The sequence below is a fragment of the Bradyrhizobium agreste genome (assembly GCF_016031625.1).
Taxonomy (GTDB): Bacteria; Pseudomonadota; Alphaproteobacteria; order Rhizobiales; family Xanthobacteraceae; genus Bradyrhizobium; species Bradyrhizobium agreste.
Window position 1 is genome coordinate 34,525 of record NZ_JACCHP010000031.1, and the last position, 24,402, is coordinate 58,926.

General features: G+C 64.3%; 14 protein-coding genes. All 14 read right to left on the reverse strand.

The window, feature by feature from the left end; translation table 11 throughout:
• Positions 1 to 4: 4 nt before the first annotated feature.
• The 14 genes from dhaM to HZZ13_RS33240 all read right to left on the reverse strand — a co-directional run bounded on the left by dhaM (position 5) and on the right by HZZ13_RS33240 (position 24,210).
• Complete coding sequence (dhaM, locus tag HZZ13_RS33175; RefSeq protein ID WP_197963653.1) at positions 5 to 397, reverse strand: dihydroxyacetone kinase phosphoryl donor subunit DhaM; 393 nt, start codon at positions 395 to 397, stop codon at positions 5 to 7.
• Complete coding sequence (dhaL, locus tag HZZ13_RS33180) at positions 394 to 1,017, reverse strand: dihydroxyacetone kinase subunit DhaL (RefSeq protein WP_197963654.1); 624 nt, start codon at positions 1,015 to 1,017, stop codon at positions 394 to 396. Before dhaL ends, dhaM begins: the two co-directional genes overlap by 4 nt.
• 12 nt (positions 1,018 to 1,029) lie before the next feature.
• A complete protein-coding gene (locus HZZ13_RS33185) occupies positions 1,030 to 2,055 on the reverse strand; it encodes an ABC transporter ATP-binding protein (RefSeq protein ID WP_197963655.1) in 1,026 nt (341 codons plus the stop codon).
• Complete coding sequence (locus tag HZZ13_RS33190) at positions 2,048 to 3,145, reverse strand: ABC transporter ATP-binding protein (protein WP_197963656.1); 1,098 nt, start codon at positions 3,143 to 3,145, stop codon at positions 2,048 to 2,050. The genes HZZ13_RS33185 and HZZ13_RS33190 overlap by 8 nt, the downstream gene beginning before the upstream one ends.
• A 10-nt stretch (positions 3,146 to 3,155) precedes the next feature.
• Positions 3,156 to 3,284, reverse strand: coding sequence for a hypothetical protein (locus HZZ13_RS37710; protein WP_018645440.1), 129 nt, complete (start codon positions 3,282 to 3,284; stop codon positions 3,156 to 3,158).
• A 68-nt stretch (positions 3,285 to 3,352) separates the two neighbouring features.
• Positions 3,353 to 4,315, reverse strand: a complete 963-nt coding sequence (locus tag HZZ13_RS33200) for a carbohydrate ABC transporter permease (protein ID WP_197946874.1) — start codon at positions 4,313 to 4,315, stop codon at positions 3,353 to 3,355.
• A complete protein-coding gene (locus HZZ13_RS33205) occupies positions 4,312 to 5,247 on the reverse strand; it encodes a carbohydrate ABC transporter permease (RefSeq protein ID WP_246504667.1) in 936 nt (311 codons plus the stop codon). Before HZZ13_RS33205 ends, HZZ13_RS33200 begins: the two co-directional genes overlap by 4 nt.
• A gap of 108 nt (positions 5,248 to 5,355) precedes the next feature.
• Complete coding sequence (locus tag HZZ13_RS33210; protein ID WP_197963659.1) at positions 5,356 to 6,714, reverse strand: ABC transporter substrate-binding protein; 1,359 nt, start codon at positions 6,712 to 6,714, stop codon at positions 5,356 to 5,358.
• Positions 6,715 to 7,604: 890 nt separating this feature from the next.
• Positions 7,605 to 8,507 carry an efflux RND transporter periplasmic adaptor subunit gene (locus tag HZZ13_RS33215; RefSeq protein WP_197963660.1) on the reverse strand — a complete coding sequence of 301 codons (903 nt, stop codon included), beginning with the start codon at positions 8,505 to 8,507 and terminating at the stop codon, positions 7,605 to 7,607.
• On the reverse strand, positions 8,476 to 10,467 hold the full coding sequence (locus tag HZZ13_RS33220) for a preprotein translocase subunit SecA (RefSeq protein ID WP_311972863.1): 1,992 nt from the start codon (positions 10,465 to 10,467) through the stop codon (positions 8,476 to 8,478). The genes HZZ13_RS33215 and HZZ13_RS33220 overlap by 32 nt, the downstream gene beginning before the upstream one ends.
• A complete protein-coding gene (locus HZZ13_RS33225; RefSeq protein ID WP_197963661.1) occupies positions 10,460 to 12,607 on the reverse strand; it encodes a PqqD family protein in 2,148 nt (715 codons plus the stop codon). The genes HZZ13_RS33220 and HZZ13_RS33225 overlap by 8 nt, the downstream gene beginning before the upstream one ends.
• Positions 12,608 to 12,656: 49 nt before the next feature.
• On the reverse strand, positions 12,657 to 14,426 hold the full coding sequence (locus HZZ13_RS33230; RefSeq protein ID WP_197963662.1) for a GAF domain-containing protein: 1,770 nt from the start codon (positions 14,424 to 14,426) through the stop codon (positions 12,657 to 12,659).
• Positions 14,427 to 14,595: 169 nt separating this feature from the next.
• Positions 14,596 to 14,931, reverse strand: coding sequence for a DUF3467 domain-containing protein (locus tag HZZ13_RS33235; RefSeq protein WP_197963663.1), 336 nt, complete (start codon positions 14,929 to 14,931; stop codon positions 14,596 to 14,598).
• A 153-nt stretch (positions 14,932 to 15,084) separates the two neighbouring features.
• The gene (locus HZZ13_RS33240; protein ID WP_210349575.1) at positions 15,085 to 24,210 is read right to left on the reverse strand and encodes a LamG-like jellyroll fold domain-containing protein; all 9,126 of its coding nucleotides are present in this window, start codon (positions 24,208 to 24,210) and stop codon (positions 15,085 to 15,087) included.
• Between the last annotated feature and the right edge of the window lie 192 nt (positions 24,211 to 24,402).

Consider the following 24,402-nt stretch of genomic DNA (forward strand, 5'->3'; position numbering starts at 1 on the left):
CATCTCAGTCGGCAGAGAGTTCCTCGGCCACGGCTTTCACCTGGGCCAGCGAGCTGCCGCCTGCCGCCTCGGTCGCCGCCATCACGGCGCCCTCCACGATCGGCGCGTTGCATACGACGACGAGATCGCGCCGTGCGGGCTCCAGCATCTCGACCGCCATTTCGCTGTTGGTTTCGGCGCCGCCAAGATCGACGAGGATCGCGACGCCCTTTGTGGACCAGGCATTATTGATGGCGTCGATGATCGAGGAAACACTGGTGCCCAGTCCACCGTCCGGATTGCCGCCACAGAAGGCCACCTTGACCTCGCTGCCGACCATCTGCCGCACCATGTCGGCGGTGCCCTTGGCGATATCCTTCGAATGCGAGACGATCACGATACCCACAGTGTCGGTCATTGTTGTCCCTCCAGGCTCGCGCAGACCGCCTGCACGAGTACGCAGCTCGAACGTGCGCCGGGATCGACATGTCCGACGCTGCGCGGTCCGAGGAACGACGCTCGCCCCTTGGTGGCCTGCATCGGTGCGGTCCGCTCGACCGCTTCGGCCGCGGTGGTGCGGACCCGCGCGATCAGATCCGGTTGGCCGGCCGCCATCCTCAACGTTTCCAGGACTGGAACAAGCACGTCGAGCATTGTCTTCTCGCCGGCCTGCGAGCGCCCCCGCGCGCTCACCGCATTCACGCCGCTACCAAAGACATCCGCAAGATCGTCCGGCAAGTGCCTGTCATGCGAGAGCGCTTCGCCCGCGGCAAGAAAGAAACTGCCGTAAAGCGGCCCGGAGGCGCCTCCCACGGTCATCACCAGGGTCTTGCCGATCATCTTCAGCGCCTCGTCCAGCGGTTGCGCCGAGATGGCATCAAGCTTGCCGAGCACTGCCTCGAAGCCGCGCTTCATGTTTGTCCCATGGTCACCGTCGCCGATCGCCTGATCCAGGGTCGTGAGTTCCGGCGCGCTCGCGATGACCTGCTCTGCGGCCACCTTCACCAGGGTCCTGATCGTCTCGGGTTGTAGCGACATCGAGTTGATCCTCTAGTGAACCATCGCAGGGATGCGTTGTCCCGCGCGATCGAAACAGAGCGGATGCACCAGGTGCAGTTCGACTTCCTGGCCGGACTGAAGTGGCTGGCGCGGATCCGCAAGCGTCACCAGCATCTCGCCCTTATAATCCAGGTGAACGTGATTCTGCTCACCGAGGTGCTCGACGCGGTGCACCCGGCCGACCATCCGTCCTCCATTGCGCGCAGCGATTTGCAGATGCTCGGTTCGGATGCCGACCGTCTCCGTTCCCGGTGGCACCGGCACGTCAGACAACAGATGGGCCGGAAGTAAGTTGATCTGGGGCGAGCCGAGGCGCGAGGCGACGTAGCTGCTCGACGGGCTTTCGTAGATCTCCCGCGGCGTGCCGCACTGAAGAAGCTGGCCGTCCCTGATCACGCCGATCCGGGATGCCATGGTCATGGCCTCGACCTGATCGTGGGTCACGTAGAGAATGGTTGCGCCAAGCTCGAGCTGGATCCGCTTGAGCTCAAGACGAAGCTCCGCTCGGAGCTTCGCATCCAGCGACGACAGCGGCTCGTCCATCAGGTAGATCGAGGGATCGCGAACCAGCGCGCGGCCGATGGCCACCCGCTGCATTTCGCCGCCGGACAGGCGGGTTGCACGGTTTTTCAGCTTGCTTGCGATATGCAACAGCTCCGCTGTCTGCTCGACGCGCTTGCGGATAATTGGCTCGGGCACGCGCCGCGCGGGGGAGCGCAACGGAAACGCCAGATTGTCATAGACCGTGAGGTGCGGATACAGCGAATATTGCTGGAAGACAAAGGCTATATCGCGTGATCCTGGCGGATCGTGCGTCACGTCGCGGCCGTCGATCATGACCGAGCCGGCGTCGGGGGTCTCGAGCCCGGTGATCAGCCGCAACGTCGTGGTTTTGCCGGCACCGCTCGGCCCGAGCAGGACCAGGAATTCCCCGTCATTCACCGCCAGCGATAGTTCGCGCACGGCCTCAACCGTGCCGAAGCGCTTGCTGATGTTGCGCAGGATGACGTCAGCCACGGCGCGCGCTCCCTTCATTGGCGGTCCGAATAGCCAAACCGCTGCCGACATCGAACAGCGCGAGCCTCTCGGAGTTGAATTCAAGACCTACCGTCTCGCCGATCCGCACCGACGCGCTGGAGGGCAACCGCGCCGCGACGCGTCCATGCGCCGTGTCGACGGTGACGATCTGCGTGGTGCCGAGATATTCGGCGCCGAACACCTCGCCGCGGACGGGTGCCGCGTCGGCAAAGCGAATGTGCTCAGGACGTATCCCGAGCGCCAGCGGTGCGCTCGCACGATCCTCGCGGATCTCTGGGACTTCGACGCTGACGCTATGGAAGGCGACAGCCCGATCCCCCGCCCGTAGGCCGCTTTCAAACCGCAGGAAATTCATCGGGGGCGAGCCGATGAAATCGGCTACGAACATGCTGGCGGGCCGGTCATAGACCTCTTGCGGCGAGCCGATCTGTTCGACGCACCCCTTATTCATGACCGCGATCTGATCCGCCATCGACATCGCCTCGAGCTGGTCGTGCGTCACGTAGACCGTAGTAGCACCAATGCGATCATGGAGGTCACGGAGCTCGCCGCACATCAGATGCCGAAACTCGGCGTCGAGCGCCCCGAGCGGCTCGTCCATCAGAAAAGCCTTCGGCCGCCTGACCATGGCACGCCCCAGCGCGACCCGCTGCCGGTCGCCACCCGACAGCTTTGACGTCTTGCTCGACAAGAGATGCTCGATCCGCAACAGCCGCGCCGTTTCCTGCACGCACTCGCGAATCTGGCGCTTCGCCATGCCCTGGCACTTCAGCGGAAAGCCGATGTTTTCGGCGACATTCATGTGCGGATAGAGCGCGAAGAGCTGGAAGACGAAGGCGATGTCGCGCGCGGCGGCGCGCCGGAACGTCACGTCCTCGCCGTTGAGCATGATCTTTCCATCGGTCGGCAGCTCGAGGCCGGCGATCATGCGCAACGTGGTGGTCTTGCCGCAGCCCGACGGGCCGAGCAGCGCAAAGAAGACGCCGTCGTCGATGGTGAAGTTCGAGCCTTCGACGGCCGTGAACTGATCGAACGACTTGCGCAGGTTTTCGATGCGGATTTGTGCCATAGCTGCCGCCCTATTCCGGAAAATGGCTGACGATGACATAGCCAACCGTGCCGGCGAGGATCGTCACGAAGGAATAGCTGTACAGATCGATCGACCACGGCTGCACCAGCATGACGATGCCGCCCCCGATCAGGGTCATCGCGCCGGCCTCCCAAGGCCCACGAAGGAACCAGCGACACATTCCGCTTTTGGCAACCGCAGAACCGCTCATTTGCGCACAGCTCCGAAAGTGATGCCGCGCAATAGATGCTTGCGCAACAGCACGGTGAACAAGACGATCGGTATGACGAACAGCGTGGTCGCCGCAGCAACCGCCGGCCAGTCCTGCCCGCCCTCGCCGATGATGAAGGGAATGAAGGGCGGCATGGTCTGCGCCTCGCCGCTGGTCAGGAGAACCGCGAAAGCATACTCGTTCCACGAGAAGATCAGACAGAAGATTGCGGTTGCCGCAATTCCCGTGACGGCCTGCGGCAATACGACCTTGCGCAACGCCTGCAGCCGCGTGTAGCCATCGACAAGGGCGGCCTCCTCGTATTCGCGCGGGATCTCGTCGATGAACCCCTTGAGCAGCCAGACCGCGAGCGAGACGTTCACGGCGGTGTAGAGCAGGATCATTCCGAGCCTAGTGTCGGTCAGGTTGAGCTGCCGGTACATCAGATAGATCGGGATCGCCACCGCAACGGGCGGCATCATGCGCGTCGAGAGGATGAAGAACAGGAGGTCGTCAGCCAGGGGAATGCGGAAGCGAGAGAAAGCGTAGGCCGCGAGCGTGCCGAGAAAGACAGCCAGGAAGGTCGAGCCAAACCCGATGATCAGCGAGTTGACGAAGCGCGGCACAACCTTCGACGGTCCGGCAATGACCATGTCGCGCTGGCGCACGAGCTTGTCGTACCACGTCTCCGGCGGCGGCAGCTTGGCGATGAAATCCGGCGTCTGGCGGGTGCGCACCGTAAAGAGGTTCACGTAGCCTTCGAGGGTCGGCTCGAAGATCACCTTGGGTGGATAGGCGATGGCGTCGCTCTGCGACTTGAATGCGGTGGCGACGATCCAGAGCAGCGGCAGGATCGTGATCACCGCATACAGGATGACGAGACCGCCAGCTACAATCTTTGCGCGCGGCGAGGCTTCGACGATGGAGTGAGCGGAAGACTTGGTGAGGACAGCGGTCATCGTTGCTTCACCTTATTGAGCGCTTTGACGTAGATGTTGGCGGCACCGAACACGGTCACGAACAGGATGATGGCGAGCGCGGAGGAATAGCCGGTGCGCCATTTCTCGAATGCCGCGCGCTTCAGCGTGATCGACACGAGCTCGGTGGTCGAGCCCGGGCCTCCAGACGTCAACAGATTGACCATGTCGAACATCTTGAAGTTCTCGATCGCGCGGAAAAGCACGGCGAGCATCAGGAATGGAACCGTCATCGGCAGCGTGATCGACCAGAACTGCCGCCAGGCCGAGGCGCGATCGACTTCGGCCGCCTCATAGATGTAGTCGGGAATGGAGCGAAGCCCAGCGAGGCAGATCAGCATGACGTAGGGAGCCCACATCCAGGTGTCGACCAGCACGATGGTCCAGGGTGCGAGCGAGACCTGCCCGGTCATGCTGAACGAGCTCGGCGGCACACCGGTGAACATACTGATGAGGTAGTTGAACGGGCCGATTTGCGGCTGCAGGAGCAGCGTCCAGAAGTTGCCGACGACCGCAGGCGACAGCATCATCGGCAGCAGAATGATCGTGGTCCAAAAGCTGTGACCACGAAATTGACGGTTGATCAACAGCGCCAGGCCATAGCCGATGACCACCTGTAGTGCCACCGACCAGATCACGAATTGCGCCGTGGTCTGGAGCCGGAACCAGACGTCCTCGTCGGTGAGGATGTCGGTGAAATTGTCGAGCCCGACGAACCGCAGCGGCAGATAAGACATGCTGAGGTTGAGGCTGGTGAAGGACAACCGGATCATCCACACCAGCGGAAAGATGTTGATCGCCAGCAACAGCGCGATCGTCGGCGCAACGAACAGCCAAGCGATGGTCCGGTCCGACAGGCCGCGGACGCGCCGCGTGGCACGAGATTTGGCGGGCTCGCTCACGCCGGGGATCATAGTATCATCGGGTTGAAGGATCGTCGTCATCTGGTCCATCGACTGGCTGGTTCGGTTTCCCCGGGATACACCCCGGGGAAACCGGTTCAGTTGATGCGAGTGCCGCGCCTATTGCGACGCGACCTGCTTGCCCTGCTCCTTGAAGACCTTGGTCCAATCCTTGACCAGGAGATCGAGCGCCTGCTGCGCCGTGCCCTTGTCGGCAACGACGTAGTCATGCACCCGCTTCTGCATGTCGAGCAGCAGTTGCGCATAGGATGGCTCGGCCCAGAAGTCCTTGACGATGCCCATCGACTCCAGGAATTGCGGTGCGAATGCCGCGCTCTTCGGGAAGTCGGGCGCGTCGACCACCGCCTTCAGGGCCGAATAGCCACCGAGCTGCCACCATTTCTGCTGCACGGCAGGCTGCGCGAACCACTTGATGTAGGCGAGCGCGTCGTCCTTGCGATCGGAGGTCGCTACCACCGAGATGCCCTGTCCGCCGAGCTGGGTGAAGTGTCCGTTCGGGCCGGCCGGGTTGACGAAGAAACCGATCTTGTCGCCGCCGACATTCGGATCCTTGTAGAGGCCGGGGAAGAAGGCGAACCAGTTCATCTGCATCGCCACCTGCCCGGACTTGAAGGCGTCCAGCCCCTCCTGCATGTAGGCATTGGTCATGCCCGGCGCGGTGCAGCACTTGTAGAGCTCCTTGTAGAACTCGAGCCCCTTGGCCGCTTCCGATGAATTGACGACGCTCTGCATCTGGTACGGCTTCTTGGGATTGTCGTAGCTGAAGCCGTAATTGTAGAGCACGTTGGTCACGCCCATGGTGATGCCTTCGGAGCCGCGCTCAGTGAAGATGTAGGCACCGTAGACCTTCTTGCCGTCGATCTCGCGGCCCTGGAAGAACTCAGCAACCTGCTTCAGCTCGTCATAGGTCTTCGGCGGCGCCAGGTCGCGGCCATACTTGGCCTTGAACGCGGATTGAATTTCGGGCCGCGAGAACCAGTCCTTGCGATAAGTCCAGCCTACCGCATCGGCCATAGCTGGCAGCGCCCAATAGTTCGGCGAGTTCTTCGGCCACTGCGAGTAGCCGACGACCGTCGCCGGGACGAAGTCGTCCATCGATATCTTCTCCTTGTCGAAGAAATCGTTGAGCTTGACGTACCACTTGTTCTCGGCGGCGCCACCGATCCACTGGCTATCGCCGATGATCAGGTCGCAGAGCTTGCCGTGGGAGTTGAGCTCGTTGAGGAAGCGATCGGCATAGCTCGTCCACGGGACGAACTCGTATTTCATCTCAATGCCGGATTGCTTGGTAAAGTCCTTGCCGAGCTCGACCAGCGCATTGGCCGGATCCCATGCCGCCCAGCACAGCGTGAGCTGCTTGCCCTGAGCTGCGGCTTCGCCTCCGCCAAATATCCCCAGCAGCGCCGTCCCGAGGACCGTGGTTGCCGTCGAGCTTCTTAGCCAATTGAATGTCCGCATATCCGTTTCCTCTCTCGTTGAAGCATCTAACCCGCTCGGCGCTCCCTGCCGGAAAGACGCCAAGATCCTGAAACCGAGTTTGAGGAGCGATGAGTGGAGAACGAGACTGACCATTTCCGGAAACGGGTCCGGAAGGGCTTGGGCTCCTCCCACACATCGGCTCGATGCGTGATGTTTATGTTTTTTGTAGAACTAAACGTATTACTAAATTTTGGGAGCCGTCAAGCCGGCTTGTCGTTAGCCTGGCGAAAAGATTCGCGACGTTCGCGCGCGCAAGCGGGATGTTCGCAGCGCAGCAAAATGCCGGGCTTTTGTCGGAAGCTTCGATTTCCGATCTGACGCCGCGGAGCAATCCAGCCGCCCGGATAACCGGCGAGCCAGAAGTTGGCCATCGCCAAGCATGTTTAGCAAATAGCTTTACTGAACGTTCAACAAAGCGATTAAGAGCGTGAGCGGTCTCCTCATCGGCCGAAATCTGCTATCGCCGCGGACCACACCTGTTTCGCCCCAGAAACGACCTCGCCAAAGCGCAGCTAACGCAATCGAACTCAAGCAATGAGCGCAGCAAGTTCGACCAGCGGGGCTGCACGGAGCGGGATGAGAGGGTGGCGCCTCATGTTTCCACCAACTGATGCTGATCGTCAGCACTCACCTATCTCGCTCCCCTCGGAAGCAATGGACGTGCTCCTTCCGCTGACCCGAGGCAGCCCAATCTCATCTCACGAGGTCTGCTCACATTGGCTGTGACGAGATTTTTCTTGATCTCCCGGTGCACACGTCGTGCACACGGCGTCTTCTAAGTATCTGAAAGACCTTAATTCTCGCTCCAATCCATCATGGGCCGGTTTAAGCAAGCTCGAAGCGAATAGTGGAAAATTAAGCCAACTCGCTCAGCGCGGCGGTCCAGCGTCCGAGAGAGTTCTCATCTCACCGGTCGTTTCAGGAAAGTAGACCTTGCAGCGTTGGCCGGCTGGCAAGCGATGATCCGAGTTCGGCAGTGCGAGGCGAACGCCGAAGGTCCCGCTGGAAGCATCGAAGACCCGGTCGACGACGACAATCTTGGCCTCGTAGCTGCCACCAATCGGCGGATCGGGACGGACGATCCCGCTCATGCCCGTGCGGAGCTGCGGATACATCCGCACCGGCAGAAAGGCTTCCACATGCAGCGGATCGAGCTGTGCGAGCACGGCGATATAACCCTCCTGATAGATGAACTCACCGGCCGTGAGTTTGCGCTCGCTCACCACACCGCCGATCGGGCTGCGGATCACGCGCTGATCAAACGTCGCTTCCGAACGATCGACCTCGATCAGGGCAAGATCCCGCTCGAGCTTCTCGCGGGCGAGATCCTGCTCGGCGACGCGAAGATCCGCTTGAAGCTCGTCGAACTTGTCCTGGGCGACAACGTGCTTCTCGAGCAATTGACTCGCGCGATCCATCCGTGCCCGGGTCAACGCAAGGCGCGCGAGCTGCGCATCGATCCGCGCCGAGCTGGCCGCGCGCGCGCGATTGTAGGCAAGCGCCGCCGTCTCGACGCGTGATTCCAGCTTCGCGATCACCTGCCCCGGCGCGACCACGTCGCCGCGGCTGACCAGCACCTCGGCGAGCAACCCCGGTACGGAACTGCCGAGCTTGACGGTCTGGGATGGATCGATCACGCAGTCGAACACTGGCTCCGCTGCGGTTGCGGGCAGCGTCAAAAGGATCGGGCCGAACGCGCAGAGTGCAGCCAGGAGACGGGACTGCACGGCACGACGGCCGCTATTCTGCCTTGCCGGCAAATGCCAATGCATGATCGAGCCTTTCGTCACTGTTCAACAAAGCCCCGCGCATGCGGGAATGAAGCCGTTCCGCCTTCCACTGGGCGCCCCGGATCGCGATCGCGGCCAGCCGCTGGCTGCCGATCACAAGTCCAAGGCGTACGAGCATCCGCATGATGCCGCTCGGGTCCATATCGAAGAGCGCGTCCTCGGCCGACAGGATCGACTGGCACCAGCCGGGCTGGCCCTGCCGGGCGCAGCGGCCGACGAGCTGCCGGTCGATCCGCCGCGAGTCGTGGCGCTCCGAGATGATCACATGCAGGCCGCCGCGGACACAGACGTCCTCGGGCACCTTGATGTCGGTACCGCGCCCGGCCATGTTGGTCGCCACCGTGATCCGGCCCGGCTGTCCTGCAGCCGCCACGATTTCGGCCTCTGCGCTGTCCTGGGCCGCATTGAGCACGACATGGTCGAGGCCCGCGGAGTGCAGATATTCGCTGGCGCGCTGCGAGGCCAGCACCGAGCGCGTGCCGAGCAACACCGGCAGGCCGCGCGCGGTCAATCCCGCGATCGTTGTGGTGATGGCCTGCCACTTCGTCGTCTCGTTCGGCAGCACCCGGTCCGCTACCTGGACACGCCGCGAGGGCCGATGGGTGGGAATGCGCGCGACCTTGAGCCGGTAGACCCGCCATAGTTCGCCGGCGATTTCGGTCGCCGTTCCGGACATGCCCGAGAGCCGGCGGTAGCGGCGGAAGAACCGCTGATAGGTCATCCGCGCAAGGGTCTCGCGCGCGCCGGTCGCCGCACAGCCTTCCTTGAGCTCGATCATCTGGTGCAGGCCGTCGCTCCAGAAGCGATCGGCCATAACGCGTCCCGTATATTCGTCGACGATCTCGACCTTGCCGTCACGCACGATGTAGTGCTCGCCGCGATTGAACAGGTAAAGGGCGGTTAGCGCCTGACACACCAGCTCCTCGCACTGCACCGGACCGTTCCCCAAACCTCCGGCCGCTTCGGCGAGCCGCGCGACGCGAAGTAGGCCGCGCTGTGTCAGGCTGATCCGCCGCTCATTGCTGCGCGTCAGGTAGTCACGCCCTTGCTCCAGCGATCGCGCGATCTCGATGGCCCGGCGCACGTCTTCCGAGGAGATGGCGGACGGCAGACTGCGCGAGAGGATCAGCGGCGTGCGCGCCTCGTCGATGAGGACGCTGTCCGCCTCGTCGACGATGGCGAAGGCCAACCCCCGCAGCAGCAGCGAGACGGGCGGCGCCGCACCGAGACGCGCGACCTTACGCCGAAGATTGCCCCGCTGCTGACCGAGTTCGAGACGGTCCCGGAGATAATCGAAGGCGAGATCCTTGTTGGTGCAATAGGTGATGTCACAGGCATAGGCGGCCTGTCTCTGCTCGGGTGTCAGATCGTGCACGACGATACCTGCCGATACACCGAGAAAGGTATAGAGCGGGCGCATGATGTCGCAATCGCGCGTGGCGAGATAATCGTTGACCGTCACGACATGGACCGGCATGCCGGCCAGCGCCGCAGTTGCGGCGGCAAGCGTCGCGGTCAGTGTCTTGCCTTCGCCGGTGTCCATTTCGGCGACCATGCCCTGCAGCATCGCGTAGCCGCCCATGAGTTGCACATCGAAATGACGCATGCCGAGGACGCGGTCGGAGACCTCACGGATCACCGCAAAGGCCCTGGCCACGACCGCCGGGTCCTGCGCCTGCGTCCGCCGCAACGGCTCACGCAACGCCTGCGTATGCGCCTGAAGCTCAGCATCGGGTATCCCGGCAAGCAGTCGTCCCTCATCTGCGACCCGCACCACGATGTCGCGCAGCCGTCGTGCTCGCAGCGGCGCCCGGGTGACCAGCATCGAGCCGAAGGCGTCGGCGACGCGATCGAGCGGTCTCGGGCGCGGCCAACGCCGCTCCGGGTAGAGCACCGGCCGCGGCAGCACGAAACCGGGCGACGACATGGGGGCGTCAGACACTGAACTGCCTCAGGAACAGCTGCCGCACGGATCGCACCACGCGCCAGGCAATCGGCTCAGTGCCGTGATCGAAGCGGACGTAGACGCGGCCGCCGATCACTCGCGCCGCGACCTCCTCCGGCACATGGAGATCGAACTGGAACTGGGATTCCAGCGCCTTCGGTGCATCCGGCTTCGATGGATCGAGCGCGATGTCGCCGCCGCCGCGCGTGCTCAGCGCAAGGCTTGGAAGCTCGGCCACCGCGCTCGGCACCTCGCGTACGATGATCGCGGGGAAAATCTGGTCGTTCCGGTCGACGAAGCGAACCTCGACCTTCGTCGTTCGGCGCCGCACCAGATCGACGTCGTTCTGCGGCACCACGACGCGAACGACGAGGTCGCTGGCTTCGACTACATAGCCGAGCAGATCGCCCTTCTTGACATAGCGGCCCGGCAGATCCGCCGCTCCCGGCAGCATCACGCGCCCGGCCTTTCCGGCAACCAGCGTGAGCTGCGACATCCGCTTGCGGTTCAGTTCGAGAGCGCTGTCGACATGGCGGATCTGCTCGCGAAGGATGTTGGCCTGGACGAGGTCGGAGGTCAGCACCGCACCGAGCCGCAGCCGGTAGGTCTCGGCCTGGATCGCGAGCACCGCGGTCTGGCCGGCCAGGATCGGATCCTCCAGCGTCAACAGCGGCGCGCCGGCGGCTACATTCGTGTCGTTGGGCGCAAGCACCTCCACCACGTGACCGTCGGTGAGGACGCGCGCCGCCGACTGGTCGGGCACCACGACGACGCCCTGCGCCAGCGTCGCATAGGGCAACGGCACGACCAGCAGCAGGACGAGCAGGCTCCCCGCCGCCGCGGCCGTGATCGCGAGCGCACGTCGTCGACGATAGCGAAGCTGCGGACTGCGAGCGACGTAGCACAGGCCCTTCACCAGCGGAAACATCAGGCTGCTGGCCACCGTCCAGAGCGCCAGGCCGACCCCGATAAAGAACAGTTTTGTGCCGATGAAGAGCGCGACGCCGAGCATTACCGACAGACGGTAGAGGAACGATGCGACAGCGAAGCCCAGCAGCCATAGCTGCTCTCCCGGAGCGGTCACCGGCGAATGGGCGTCGTCGATGCGGAAGGCACAGCGCTGTACCAGATAGCCGACATATTGATTGGCCCGAGTGCCGAGATTGGGGATTTCGAGCAGATCGGACAGGACATAATAGCCGTCGAACCGCAGCAGCGGATTGCCGTTGAACAGGATGGTCGAGACACCGCAGATCAGCGCCACGTTGAAGGCGATGGCGCGCACAATGCCGGATTCGACCGACACCCAGAGTATCACCGCGACGGCTGCAAGGGCGGCTTCGACCATGATCCCGGCGGCGCCGACAACCACCCTCCGCCACTTCCGTGGAAACGCGGAGGACGCCGATGCATCGACATAGGGAACGGGCATCAGCGCGAGCAGCATCACGCCCATCTCATGGACCTCACCGCCCCAGCGGCGGGTCGCATAGGCATGGCCCAGTTCGTGCAGCGTCTTGATGACGGGATAGATCGCGAGGAGCAGCACGATGTTGCCCGCGGTCAGGACCTGGTCGGTGATGTTGTGGGTCAGAACCGACCAGTTCATCGCGGCCACGACGATCCCCGCAGCTACCAGCGCAAGCCAGACCAGCAGTCCGGAGGTGCTGAACAGGACGCGCGCCAGCGACAATGTCGCGACCAGGAAGCGGTCGGGATCGAGCAGAGGCAGCCGCAAGGCGAGCGGATTGCGCAGGTGCTGCATCAGATTGTACCGGGCGTGGCGCTGCGCCCGCTCGCTGATCTCCTCCATGTCGGGCGGAATTTCCCCGAGCAGGAGATCGGCGGCGTGAAGTTGCGCCAGCAGGCGGATCAGTTCATCCTCAGTCGGCTGGTGCTCGCCATATCTCGCGCCGATCAATTGCCTGATCTCGCCGACGGTGCGACGGCCGTCCATCATGCACGCGAAATAGTGCGCCGCCGGCGACAGGCGGTGGTAACGCCCGTTCTGCTGGTCCTGCAACACATACCAGGTCTGGCCGCGGAAGCGCTGGCGGTGCATGCGGGCGTGCGTCCGCAGTCGCGGTCTCAGGCCGGCGACGCGATACCATGACTGGCTGCGCGACGACTTGCTCATGCCTTCGCCTCCGTGCGATCCCGTCGTCCGGCACGGCGGTGGGCGGGGCCTACGCGAACCACCGCCAGCTCCAGACCCGCCACCATTCGATCAGTGATCGCGACCAGATCCAGATCACACGGCGGCGCTCGATCTCGATCTTGCCGACGCCGCGCATTCCAGGGCGCAATTCCGGCGCCGCGCCTTGTAGCGACGCCTCGACGCGGAAGGTGTTGCGGCCCTCCTCGGCCTTGGCCACGGGCGTGATCTTCTCGACCGTAACCGGAAAGGTGCTGTGCGGCAGCGACGCGACCAGCAACTCGCCGCGCGCACCGACGATGATATCGCCGATCTGGCTCTCATCGACGTCGAGCACGACGCGGTAGGCTTCGAGCGGTGCGATCTCGAACAGCACCTGGCCTCGCTGCACCGCCGCGCCAATCGACTGGCTGAGATCGCCGGAGATGACGAGGCCGGCGAACGGGGCCCGCTGCGACGAGCGCGCGAGCTGCTCATCGACGAGGCGGATCTGGGCCTCGGCTTCCTCTCGCTCGGTCTCCGCGATCCGTGCCTCGGCTCGGCTGCGCGCGCCGAGCGCCTTCTCGTACTCGTAGGTCTTCCTCTGCCGCTCGGTCACCCAGCGCAGCCGCTCGAGCGCGAGATCGCGCTCATCCAGCGCCATCAAGAGCTGGCCCTCGCTCACGGTGTCTCCCGCACGGACCGCCGCCTCCTTGATGAAGCCATTGAATGGCGCGACGATGGCACGCTGGATCTTGCCTTCGATCACCGCATTGGCCGTGACCCGGTAGAGGTCGGTCATGACGTAGAACAAGGCGAAGACGGCGGCTGCGATCACCAGCGCGAGCTTGCGCCCGAAATAGCCCGGCCCAAACAGCCGCCGCACCTGTTCCCAGAACGACGACGCAATCTTCACGATCAGCCAGCGGTCCTCGAGCCGTTTGACCTGCAGCACCGGACCGATCACCGACGAGACGCATTCCAGGAATTCGACCGCGTCCTGATCGAACGGAGTATCCTCGCCGCGCTCGAATGTGAAGGCGCCGACGAATTCGTCCTTGACGTAGAGCGGTGCCGTGAGGACCGCGCCGCAGCCATGAGCCGCCGCGAGCGCGGCATGGGCGCGAGTCACCGACAGATCGCCTGGCACGGGCGGATGGAGGATGACCGACTGCTGATCGATCGCCTCCTCCATCGTCCTGGCGACCAGACGCACTAGATTCATGTGCTTGCCGAACTGCGCGGTGTGCGAGATCGAGGTGACGCGCACCCGCCCGTTCCTGACAAACCCGAGACTGACCCGTTCGCAGCCGTGCCGGAGCGCGAGCTCGGTGACGCAGACGCGACACGCGGCGGGAAACCGCTCCTCCTCGAGGCAGGCAGCCAACAGATCTAGCGCGTCCATCATGCGTGCGAGGGTGCGCTCCTTGGCAGCAAGCGTTCGCAGCCCGAGCTGTTCGCGAACCCAGGCCGCGCCCCACTGCAATTGTCGCATCGCGACGCGCAACTGCGGCGGCCGGTTCTCGCACAACTCGAGCGCGATGGCCCCAACAGGCCGTTCGTCGATCGCCAGAGGATAGGCAAGCTGCGCGACTTGCGACTGAGGGCCAGCTTCGGTCGCAGCCTGCTGTACCACGCCCCGGTTCTGGGCGACTGCGGCATCGACGACAAGACCAAGCCGCTCCGCGGCATCGCTCCCTTGCGGCCATGATACAATGGGGCGGCGTCCGGACGATCCGTCCTGCGCCGACACCGACGCGAGGGTCACGCCGGGGATCATGCTGCACAGCACGGCAACCCAGGCGGCTACGACATCGTCCAACCCCTGCGCCTCGCCCAAGCGCTTCCATAGCGCCTGTTCGAGCACCGCGATCCGAGCATCATCGCCCGGCCTCGACCGTTCGGTTGAGCGAAGGTCGGGTGGCCGCTCGCTACCGCCGAGCATGGCGGACTGGCCTGACGCCGGACGTGCACATGGTTCGTGCGGGTGCTTAGCGCCCGTCGATCTTCAACTGGCCGTGCCGCGCCTCGTACTCCTTGAGCACGCCGCCGAGCGCAATCCACAGCCGCTTGGCGGCATGCGGGCTCAGGATGACGCGGTCGGTCAGGTCGACCTTGACCTCGTTGGCAACGTTCCAGGTCTTGTTGGTACCGAAGAACAGATCGACCTGTTCGAGCGTGCTCTGGATGTTCACCACGTTGGCAAAGTGGGTGACCATCCGACTGTCGTCCCAATGCACGGCTGCCTGGCGGGTAGCCTCGGTGGCTTCACCGTGACCGTTGCCATTGGTCCGCACCGCGTGGCCTTGCTCTTCAACCTGTTCCATACGCATCCCCTTCGAACTCGTTTCGGGACCTGCCTGCCCCCATCCACCTCTGCGGGTGCCGGCGGACGGCGGCGACCTTCGCAGCCCAATGTGACAGCCGTTTATCTGCACCGCCAATGGCACAGAACTTTGTTTTGCAAGGCGGTGCATGCGCTACACCTGTACCGCCTTGCCGGCGAGCTTCTTGGCCTGAGTGATCGTGTTGATCCAGAGCCAGTCGTCGTCAACCTGATCGGAGACCACCGCAGTCGATGCGAGCGTCGCAGCCGCGGGCATTGCCGCCATCCTGACGCCGCTCGGGTCGACGACGCCCAGCGGTCCGGCGGCGATCAATTGCTGGACCTGGCCGGCGCTGAGCGCGCTGCCGAACATCGCGACCTCGTCGATCAGGCCATTGAAGGACTTCGTGATCCTCAGCCGCGACAAATCGCTCGAGCGGTCGGTGTTGGTTTCGTTCGATCCTCCAATGACGACGGCATCGCGGTTCTGGACGAGGCCGCCGGTATAGGCGTTGGTGCCGGCCAGCGCGCCGTCGAGATAGAGCTTCATGCCATCGGCGCCGAAGGTGAACGCGATGTTATGCCAGCTATTCCGCGTCACAGCCTGGGTCGAGCGGATCGAGTAGACCGCGGTACCCGCCCCCTCCATGCGCACCACCAGACGGTCGCCATCGAGCCCGATGGTCAGACCGGCGTCGGAGTCGGCGCCGTCCTTGGCGAACAGCGTCTGCTGGCCGGACGTGCCGCGCGCGTCGAACCAGAGATCGACCGTGCCGTTGGCGACCTCGAAGGCGGCGTCATGGGCCACCGCGATATATTCCCGGCTGTTGCCGTGAACGTCGGCGGCAGTGCCGGCGCCGACCGGCGCAACACTTGCCGGCGGGCCGGCGTCGTCGCGATCCGGCCAGCCGGCGGCGAAGAACGTTCCATCCTGTGGTGTGCCGGCACTGTCGTGCACGATGGAGCTGGTGTCGTTGAAGTTCCAGTAGCCTATTGGCGTCAACAGGGGCTGGTCGGGTTGGGCGTCGACGCCGGCCTGCACGAGAACCTGGGTCGCTCCGCTCTGGAAGACCGTGAACGAGGTAGCACCGACCTTCTCGGTGCCGAGGTCGCTCCAGGCGCCGATCAGCCGCAGCGACTGGTCCGGCGGTCCGAGCACGGCGAGCGTCCCGTTGCCGGCGAGCGCCTGGATGTCCTTCGCCGAGAGCGCCGATGGATTGGAGCTGCCCGCGCCGAGCACATAGGCGGTCGTGCCGTCGCCGAAGCTCAGGCGCTCGACATTCTCGTACTGGTCGGTGCCGTCGATGGTCGGCCCGTTGCGGCCGGCATCGATCAGAGCCTTCGCACCCTGGTTCATCAGCCGTCCGACCTGTGTCTGGTTGAAGGCGCCGTTAAAGATCGCGACCTCGTCGATGAAGCCATTGAAGACGTGGTTGACGGTGAGCCGCGACAGGTCGGCCGCGCTATTGCTCTCGTCGGATCCACCGATCACGATGGGCGCGGTGTTGGCCGCGATACCGCCGGTATAGGCGTTCTCGCCGACGAGGACGTCGTTGAGATAGAGCTTCATGCCACCCGCGCCGAAGGTTAGAGCGAGCTGGTTCCAGCCGCCCTTGCCGACGATGTTGCAGGTCTCGATGCGATATGTTTGACAATCGCCCTCGAGCTGAACTTCGAGATGCGAGTCGACCAGACTGATCGTGAGCCCGTTGCTGACGCCGATGCCGTCCTTGGCAAACAGCGTCTGCACGCCGGTCGTGCGGCTGGCGTTGAACCAGAGCTGGATCGTGCCCTCGGCCAGTTGCAGGTCGGGCGACGATGCCGCCGCGATATAGCTGCGGTTGTCGCCATGGAACTCCGCGGACGTGCCCGCACCGAACGGCGCCACAGTGCCGCTCGCTCCAGCATTACCGAGATCCGGTGTGCCCTTGAAAGTCGCGGTATGCGACAGCCCCGTTGCGTCGGCCAGTGTCGAGCCGCTGGTCTCGTTCAGCGACCAGTAGGCGACGCCCTGCGGCAGCGCCGGGCGCGTATCCGTCACCTGCAGCGCGCCATCCACGAAGGCGAACTGGTAGTCCGCGAGTGCGCCCGAAAGGCCCGGTCCCGCACTGGCCTGACGTGGCCCGGTGAAGGTCAGCCGCCGGATTTGGCTCGCATCGAGCGCCTGGCCGAACACGGCGACCTCATCGATCTCGCCGCGATAGAGATTGGTGACGTCGAGGCGTGAGAGGTCGCCCGACTGACCGCGGTTGCTTGCGTTCGACGCTCCGATCACGATCGCCTGGCGGTTATCCGCAAGGCCGCCCGTATAGGCGTTGCTCCCGGCCAGCGCGCCGTCGAGATACAGCTTCATGCCGCCGCTGCCGAAGGTGAAGGCGACATGGTGCCATCCCCGTCCGACATCGTCGCAGCTCGAGATCTGATAGGTGGCGGTGCCGCTCTGCATCGTCGCCGACAGATGATGTCCATCGAGGCTGATATTGAGGTCGCCGGCATTGTTGCCGAAGCCATCCTTCGCGAACAGGGTCTGCCTGTCGCTGCCGTTGTCGGCGTTGAACCAGAACTGGATCGTGCCGTTGGCGACCTGGAGCGAGGTATTGTTCGCGACCGCGACATAGCTGCGCGGATCGTTGCCGAAACCGACCGCGGTGCCGGTATCGTAAGACGTCGCCGGCGCGCCCGCCTCGCCGAGATCGGGCGACCACTTGCCGTAATAGGTGCCGTTGTTGGTCCCGACCGAGTCGGTGAAGGTCCGGCCGCTGGTCTCGTTCAGATTCCAGTACGAGATCGGATTGACGATCGGCCACGACACCGTGTCGATGCCGGCGCCGCCGTCGATGAGATCGTTGCCGCCGTTGCTGACGAGGTAGTCGTCGCCGGCGCTGCCATAGATCGCGTCGTGGGCTGGTCCCCCCACCAGCAGATCATTGCCGTTGCCGCCGATCAGCGTCGCGGGTCCCGATCCGGCGAAGACCTGGTCATTGCCGTCGCCCGCATTGACGGTCAGCGATACGTCGACGCTCTGATCTACGCGCACGACGTCGTTGCCACCACCGGTGACCACGAGGATGGCATGGACATCCGCGGCATTGAACGTCTTGATCACATCCTGGCCGAGCTTCGGCAGGAAGTCCGCATAGACCTCGATCGTGTTGCCGTTCGGATCGTTGGCCCCATTGGCTCCCTTGGTGATCAGATCGGCGATCTGGGTCGCGTTCAGGGACTGGCCGTAGAAGGCAACCTCGTCGATGTGACCGTCGAAGGAGTCGGTGATGCGCAGCCGCGACAGATCGCCGGATGTGTCGCGGTTGGACGAGTTCGAGCCGCCCATCACGATGGCTTCGCGGTTCTGCGTCAGCCCTCCGGTGTAGGCGTTCTCGCCCACCAGCTTGCCATCGAGATACAGCGACATGCCGGAGTCACCGAAGGTGAAGGCGACATGGTGCCACTGGCCAGCGCGGACCTCTTGGTCGCTGCATACCGTGTAGGTGTTGCAGCCGCCATGGCCGTCGGTACCGGCCATGGTGACCACGAGCTGGTCGCCATCCAGTCCGATGTTCAGACCGCCCGGCACGCCAGCGCGATCCTTGGCGAACAGCGTCTGCTTGCCATGGGTTTGGTCGGCATTGAACCAGAACTGGACCGTGCCGTTGGCGACCTGGAACACGGGGTCGGCGGCAACCGCCACGTACTCCTTGGTATCCCCATGGAATTCGGTCGAGTTCTGCGCGTTGAACGGCGCCTGGGTCAACGACGGTCCGGGGTCGGCAAGATCGAGGGCTCGATCCGAATAGAGCTTGCCGTCCTGCGGCGTGCCGGCGCTGTCGGCAACCTTCGTGCCGCTGGTCTCGTTGAAATTCCAGTAGGCGATCGGGTCGAGCGGCTTGCGGATCACGACAGTATCGGCATCGCTGGTCCCGCCGATACGCAGCACACCATCCTGGAGGGCGACGCCACTGAGGCGCGCCTCGGTGGTGGCCGTCGCTACCCCGAGATCGTCGTCGGCGAGACGTGCCGAGATCGTCCAGAAGCCAGGATCGCGATAGAGATGGCTGAACGTGAAGTCGCGCGTGCCGGCGGCGAACGCCGCCTGGGTCGCGGCTGTTCCGTCACCCCAATCGATCACCACCGTATAGGTGTCGAGCGTGCCAGGATCGTTGAACAAGCCGGACAGGATCACTGGTTCGCCCGGCAGAACGTTGCCGACATCGGCCGCGTTGTTCGTGAAGGTGACGAAGCTCGGCGCTACGTTGTCGACCGTGACTTTCGCGTCGATCGAGGCGGTTGCTCCGTCCTTGTCGGTGAGTGTCGCGGTGATGCGATAGGGATCCGAAGCGGTCCCGGTCGGATTGTCGTCGAGGTAGCGGTGGCTCGCCGTGAAGGTATGAGCCGTATCGTCGATGGTCATCGCCGAAACGTCGCCGTCGCCCCATACGACCGCGCCGGTGTGGGTGTCGAAGATACCCGCATCGGTGAAGTGGCCGGTCATAGTGACGATGCCGTTTTCATCGATGGCGATGGTCGAGGGCAGCGTCGAGCCCGACTGCTGCGCAGCCGGAACGCCGTTGAGCGATAGATCGACAAAGATCGGCGCAGTATTCTGCACCACGACGCTGGCGGTCGCAGCATTGCTGTCGGCGCCGCGCTCATCGGTGACGATCGCCGTGATCGCATAGTCCGACCCGGGCCGCGTGGCTAGGTCGGGATTGTCGGCGTAGACACGGGTCACCATAAACGACCGATGGATCTGATCGACGACAATCGTCGTTCCCGCATCAGTGCTGCGCGAGCTCGTGCCGTCGCCCCAATCGATCCGGACCGTGTGGCTATCGAGCGGACCGGCATCGGTATAGGTGCCGGACACCGTCACCGCGCTGCCTTCGGTCTGCTGCGCGGGCACCACATTGAGCGAACCGGCGACCGGCGCCACGTTGTCGACCTTCAGGGCCAGAGCTGCGGGCGAGCTGGAACCGCCGTCCTTGTCGATCGCTGACGTGGTAACTTGATAGCTGCCATCCTGCACGTAGCGGTGAGACACGTCGAAATTCACTACGCCGGCCGGAAGGCTCACAGTCTGCACCTGCGAGCCATCGCCCCAGTTGATGGCGAGCGAGAAGGAATCGAGCCTGCCGGGATCGACGATCTTGCCGGTCAGCCGCGCGAAGTCATTCTCGTTGATCTCCGCAGGTCCGGCGCCGGACGCCGGCATGATGCCGACGCCCGACAAGGCCGGCGGAACATTGACCACCGCGACCGGCGCGTCGGGAGCCGCGTAGCTGCCGTCATTGTCGGTGGCCCCGACCCTCACCGTGTAGTTGCCGTTGTCGGCATAGACGTGCGCGACCGTGGCGTTGCCATTGGCCGCAGTCGGATCGATCACGACGTGATCGACCGAACCGTCGCCCCAGTTGACGTCCCAGGACCGGATCATGTCGGCACCCGGATCGCTTGCGGAAAGATCGAGCGAGTATTTCGCGCCCTCGGTGGTCTGCGCCGCGCCCGAGACGGTAAGCGTCGGCGGCACCTCGTTGACAACGATGGTGGTGAAGGCGTCGGCGATGCCGCCGTCCTTGTCCACGACCTGGCCGTGCACCACGACGTTCCCGGCCTGGCGCAGATACTGGCTCGCCACCGTGACCTGACTGCCCGCGAGCAGCGCGGTGTCGAAGCTGCCATCATTGTTGAAGTCGAATCGATATTTCAGACTAGCCGCGTCGACCGGCGACGGATCGTTCGCGCCGTTGATCGCGACCGTCGCGGTGCCGCCCTCGTTGACCGGCCCGCTGTTGGTCATCGACGTGAAGGTCGGCGGCGCATTGTCGACGATCAGGCTGAAGCCATGGGCGACCGTCGTGGTGCCGCCTCCGATCTGCGGATAGGTGACCCGCAGGATAGGCGCGTTGAAGACGCCGCTGTCCGCGATGCCGAGCGTCTGCAACTGCACCCAGGTCAACGTGGCCGAACTGCCATGGGCATCGGCGGTCCCGTCGGCGTTCAGATCCCAGGCATAGTCGCTCGGCGCGCCGTCGGCGGTCGCCGACAGCTTCAGCGAGTCGCCTTCCTTGATGCGATAGGGATCATGCGCGTTGACGTTCGCGGCTCCCGCACCGACCGTCACCGTGTACGGATTCGACGAGGTGCCGCCGGGGATCGTGTCCTTGTCCTCGGCGTTGACCCGGATCATCGCGATGCCCGGATTCTGGTAGGTGTGCACCGCGTGGCTTGTGTCGGCACCAAAGACTTCGGTCGCGCTGCCATCACCCCAATCCACGCGCCACTCAAGCACGCGATCAACCGGCGACGGATCGACTGCGCTGAAATCGATACTGAAGGCGGTGCCTATCGTCGTGTTGTGCAAACCTTCCGCGATCGTGACGGTGGGCGGCGTGTCGCTGATCTTGATCGCGGCCACCGCGGTCGTGGTCAGATAGTCGCCATTGGCGTCGGTGTCGGTGTTGGAGGTCTGTACGGCAATACGGTAGGTGCCGTTGTCGTTGAGGCCGAAGTCGACCAGCCGCTGCCACGGGATCGTGACACGATACTGATTGGACCCGATGCTGGTTCCGACGATTTCGCCGAACTGGCCGTCACCGTCGATGTCGAACGCAACCGGCCCCGACAGCGCGTTCTTGGTGCCGAGCGGCAGCACCGTCACCGTCAGGACGACATCCTGCCCTTCGGCGATGGAATAGGTCTGCTGGCTGAAGGAGACCTTGGGTGAGGACAGAACCTGATAGCCTTCGAAGGTGTCGTAGCTGACGGCGCCCTTGCCGATCAGATGCACTTCCCCCGAGGTGATCGTGACCGCACCATTGGCCATGCCGTTGGAATAGATCACTGCATTTGGATCCTGCGGGTCCATGATCAGGAGATCGCCGGGCAAAACGGCCGGACTGTTGCCGTGCAGGGTCGTCATCGCAGTTGCCGGCAGGTTGGTCAGCGCGACGCGCACCGTATCATTGCCCTCACCACCCGATACGTCGGTGTGGGCGCCGTCGCCGACGCTCTCCAGCATGATCAGGTCGTTGTTGTCGCCGCCGTCGATGCTGGTGGTCGCACCTCCCCCGGTCGTGGCGACGTCGATCGTGTCGGCACCGACGCCGCCATTTATGGTCAGGCCGTCGGCAGCGGTCTTGGCATTGGCCACGCGAAGGTCGAGCCGGTCGTTGCCCGCCCCCATCGCGATGCCGGTGATGGCGGCGTAGTCGCTGATCACGACGTGATCATCACCATCGCCGCTGTCGATGCTGGTCCGCGCTACGATCGCCGGCGGCGCCGACATCAGCGCCACGGTATCGTCGCCGCTGCCGAGCACGACGCTGATTTGCTCGATGCCTTCATGCTCCGTAGTCATCGCCGACGGAGGCGCCTGAACGCTGAGGTCGACGCTGAAGACAGCGAGACCGCCCTGGTCGGCGCCGGCACCGGCGCTGGCGACCCAGACTTGGACGGAGGTGCCGCTCTTCCGCCCGAACACCAGCGAGCTCGGCACTTCAAGTCCGCGAATGCCTCCGACGCCGTCACGAACGACCTGCGCGAAGACGAGCTTGCCAGTGACCGCGTTGCGCTGGAACACCGCAAGGCTATTGCCGTCCGCGCCGGTCACCATGACGTATTGATCGTCGGGCGTCAGCGCCACATCGGATGCGCCGGTCAGGCCGCGCACGCCCTCCGCGCCGTTGCGCAGCGTCTGCACGTGCACGAGCTGACCGGAGCCATTTGCCTGGAAGACCGAGAGCGTGTTGGCGCTCTTGCTGGTGACGTAGACGAAATCGCCGGTGGAGGTGACGGCAACGTCGGACGCGCCGGTGAGACCGTTGGCGGCGCCGCTGAGCGTCTGCACCGTCGCTCCGGCGCCATCGACGACCCGCAGGCTGCCGGAGGTGGGATCGACGAAATAGTGGTACGTGCCCTGCCCTGCCTCATCGCTGGCGGCCGTATTCCGGGTCGACAGCAGGCTGAGCGTGCCATCGGCAGCGACATGATAGGTCCGTACGCCTGCGGTGCCCATCGCCGTCAGCGTGCCGCTCGACGCGTCATAACCCAGGTTGGCGTAATAGGCGCCGCCGTCGGTCCTCGTCTTCGACGCCTGGAAGGTCAGGTCCCCGGTCGCGGAGTCGAGCTTGAACACGGCGAGCGAGCCGTTGGTGGCGCCCGCGACGATGACATAGCCGTTGGCGCCCGTGACCGCGACGCTCGAAGCGCCGGCAAGACCGGTAACTCCGTTCTGGCCGTCGACGAGTTCCTGACGCTGCGAACCCTCTGCGGAATTGATCACGAACAGTGCGTTGTTGGTGGTGGAGACGCCGAACAAATGCGCCGCGCCCGGCTCAGCCGCGATGGCGTCGAGCCCCTTGAAGGCCGCCACGGACAGATTCGGACGAGCGGTCGTGATGTATTGCACGTGACCATCGGTGAGCACCTGGCCCGAGATCGTGGTCGCCGCGCTCGCAACATTGGTGCCGATCGTCGCGGAAACGGTCTGTGCGGATTCCGGAATGAGCATCGCCCAGACCTGTCCGGGAGCGAGGCTGGGCAGCACCTGATCAGCTCCGATTCCGTGCACCTTCAGAGCCTGAAGCGCTGCGCCGTCGACACTGATGGTCGGATTGCTGACCGCAATGCTGGAGACGTTGGCGACGATCAGGAGATCGTAACCGGTATAGTCCTGATTGGCGCCGCCCACGCCGTGGTCGAAACGCATGACCGCAAGAAGTGCGTCGCTTGCCGGGCCGTCGACCGCAGGGGTCGACGGATCGAAGTCGATGGACCTTGCCGACAGGCCGGAGATGATGCCGTAGATGTCGGCGCCGCCGGAGAGACCGACGATGGTCGGCGTGTTCGGCGTCCCACCGATGTAGCTGTTCGACGCACTCGGTCCGGTGAAATGCTCTGGTGTCTTGTCCGAAACGTTGCCGAGCGACGGCTGGCCGCTGTTACCAATAACAACGTTGCCGGAATAGGTCAGCGAGGTGTTGCTGCCGATGATGAAACGACCCTCGCCGCCCTTCGGCGCGGTGCCCGCGCCGAGGCCGCCGGACGTGGTGATGGTTGCCGAGCCAGCACTGATGTCGGTGGCATAGAGCTTGATCGTGCCGCCGGCGCCGCCCGCGCCATCGCCGCCGGTGCCGCCCGAGGCGCCCGCGCCGCCCGCACCGGCATAACCGCCGCGGTAGAGATCGCTGTCATTATTCCAGCCGCCGAGCTGACCCGCGGTGGGGCCAGCCGGCGAGCCATTGCCGTTGCTGCCGGCAACGCCGTCACCGCCCTTGGCGAGCAAGGAAGACGATCCGACCGTGATGCGGCCCTTTGCGACGAGTTCGAACGCACCGCCGCCGGCACCACCGGAACCACCACTGCCACCGGAGCCTCCCTGACCACCGGCACCGCCGCCGTCACCGCCGCCGCCACCACCCCAATGATGGTTGATGCCGAAGATGCCGCTGGTCCAATCGCGCCCGGAGCCACCACC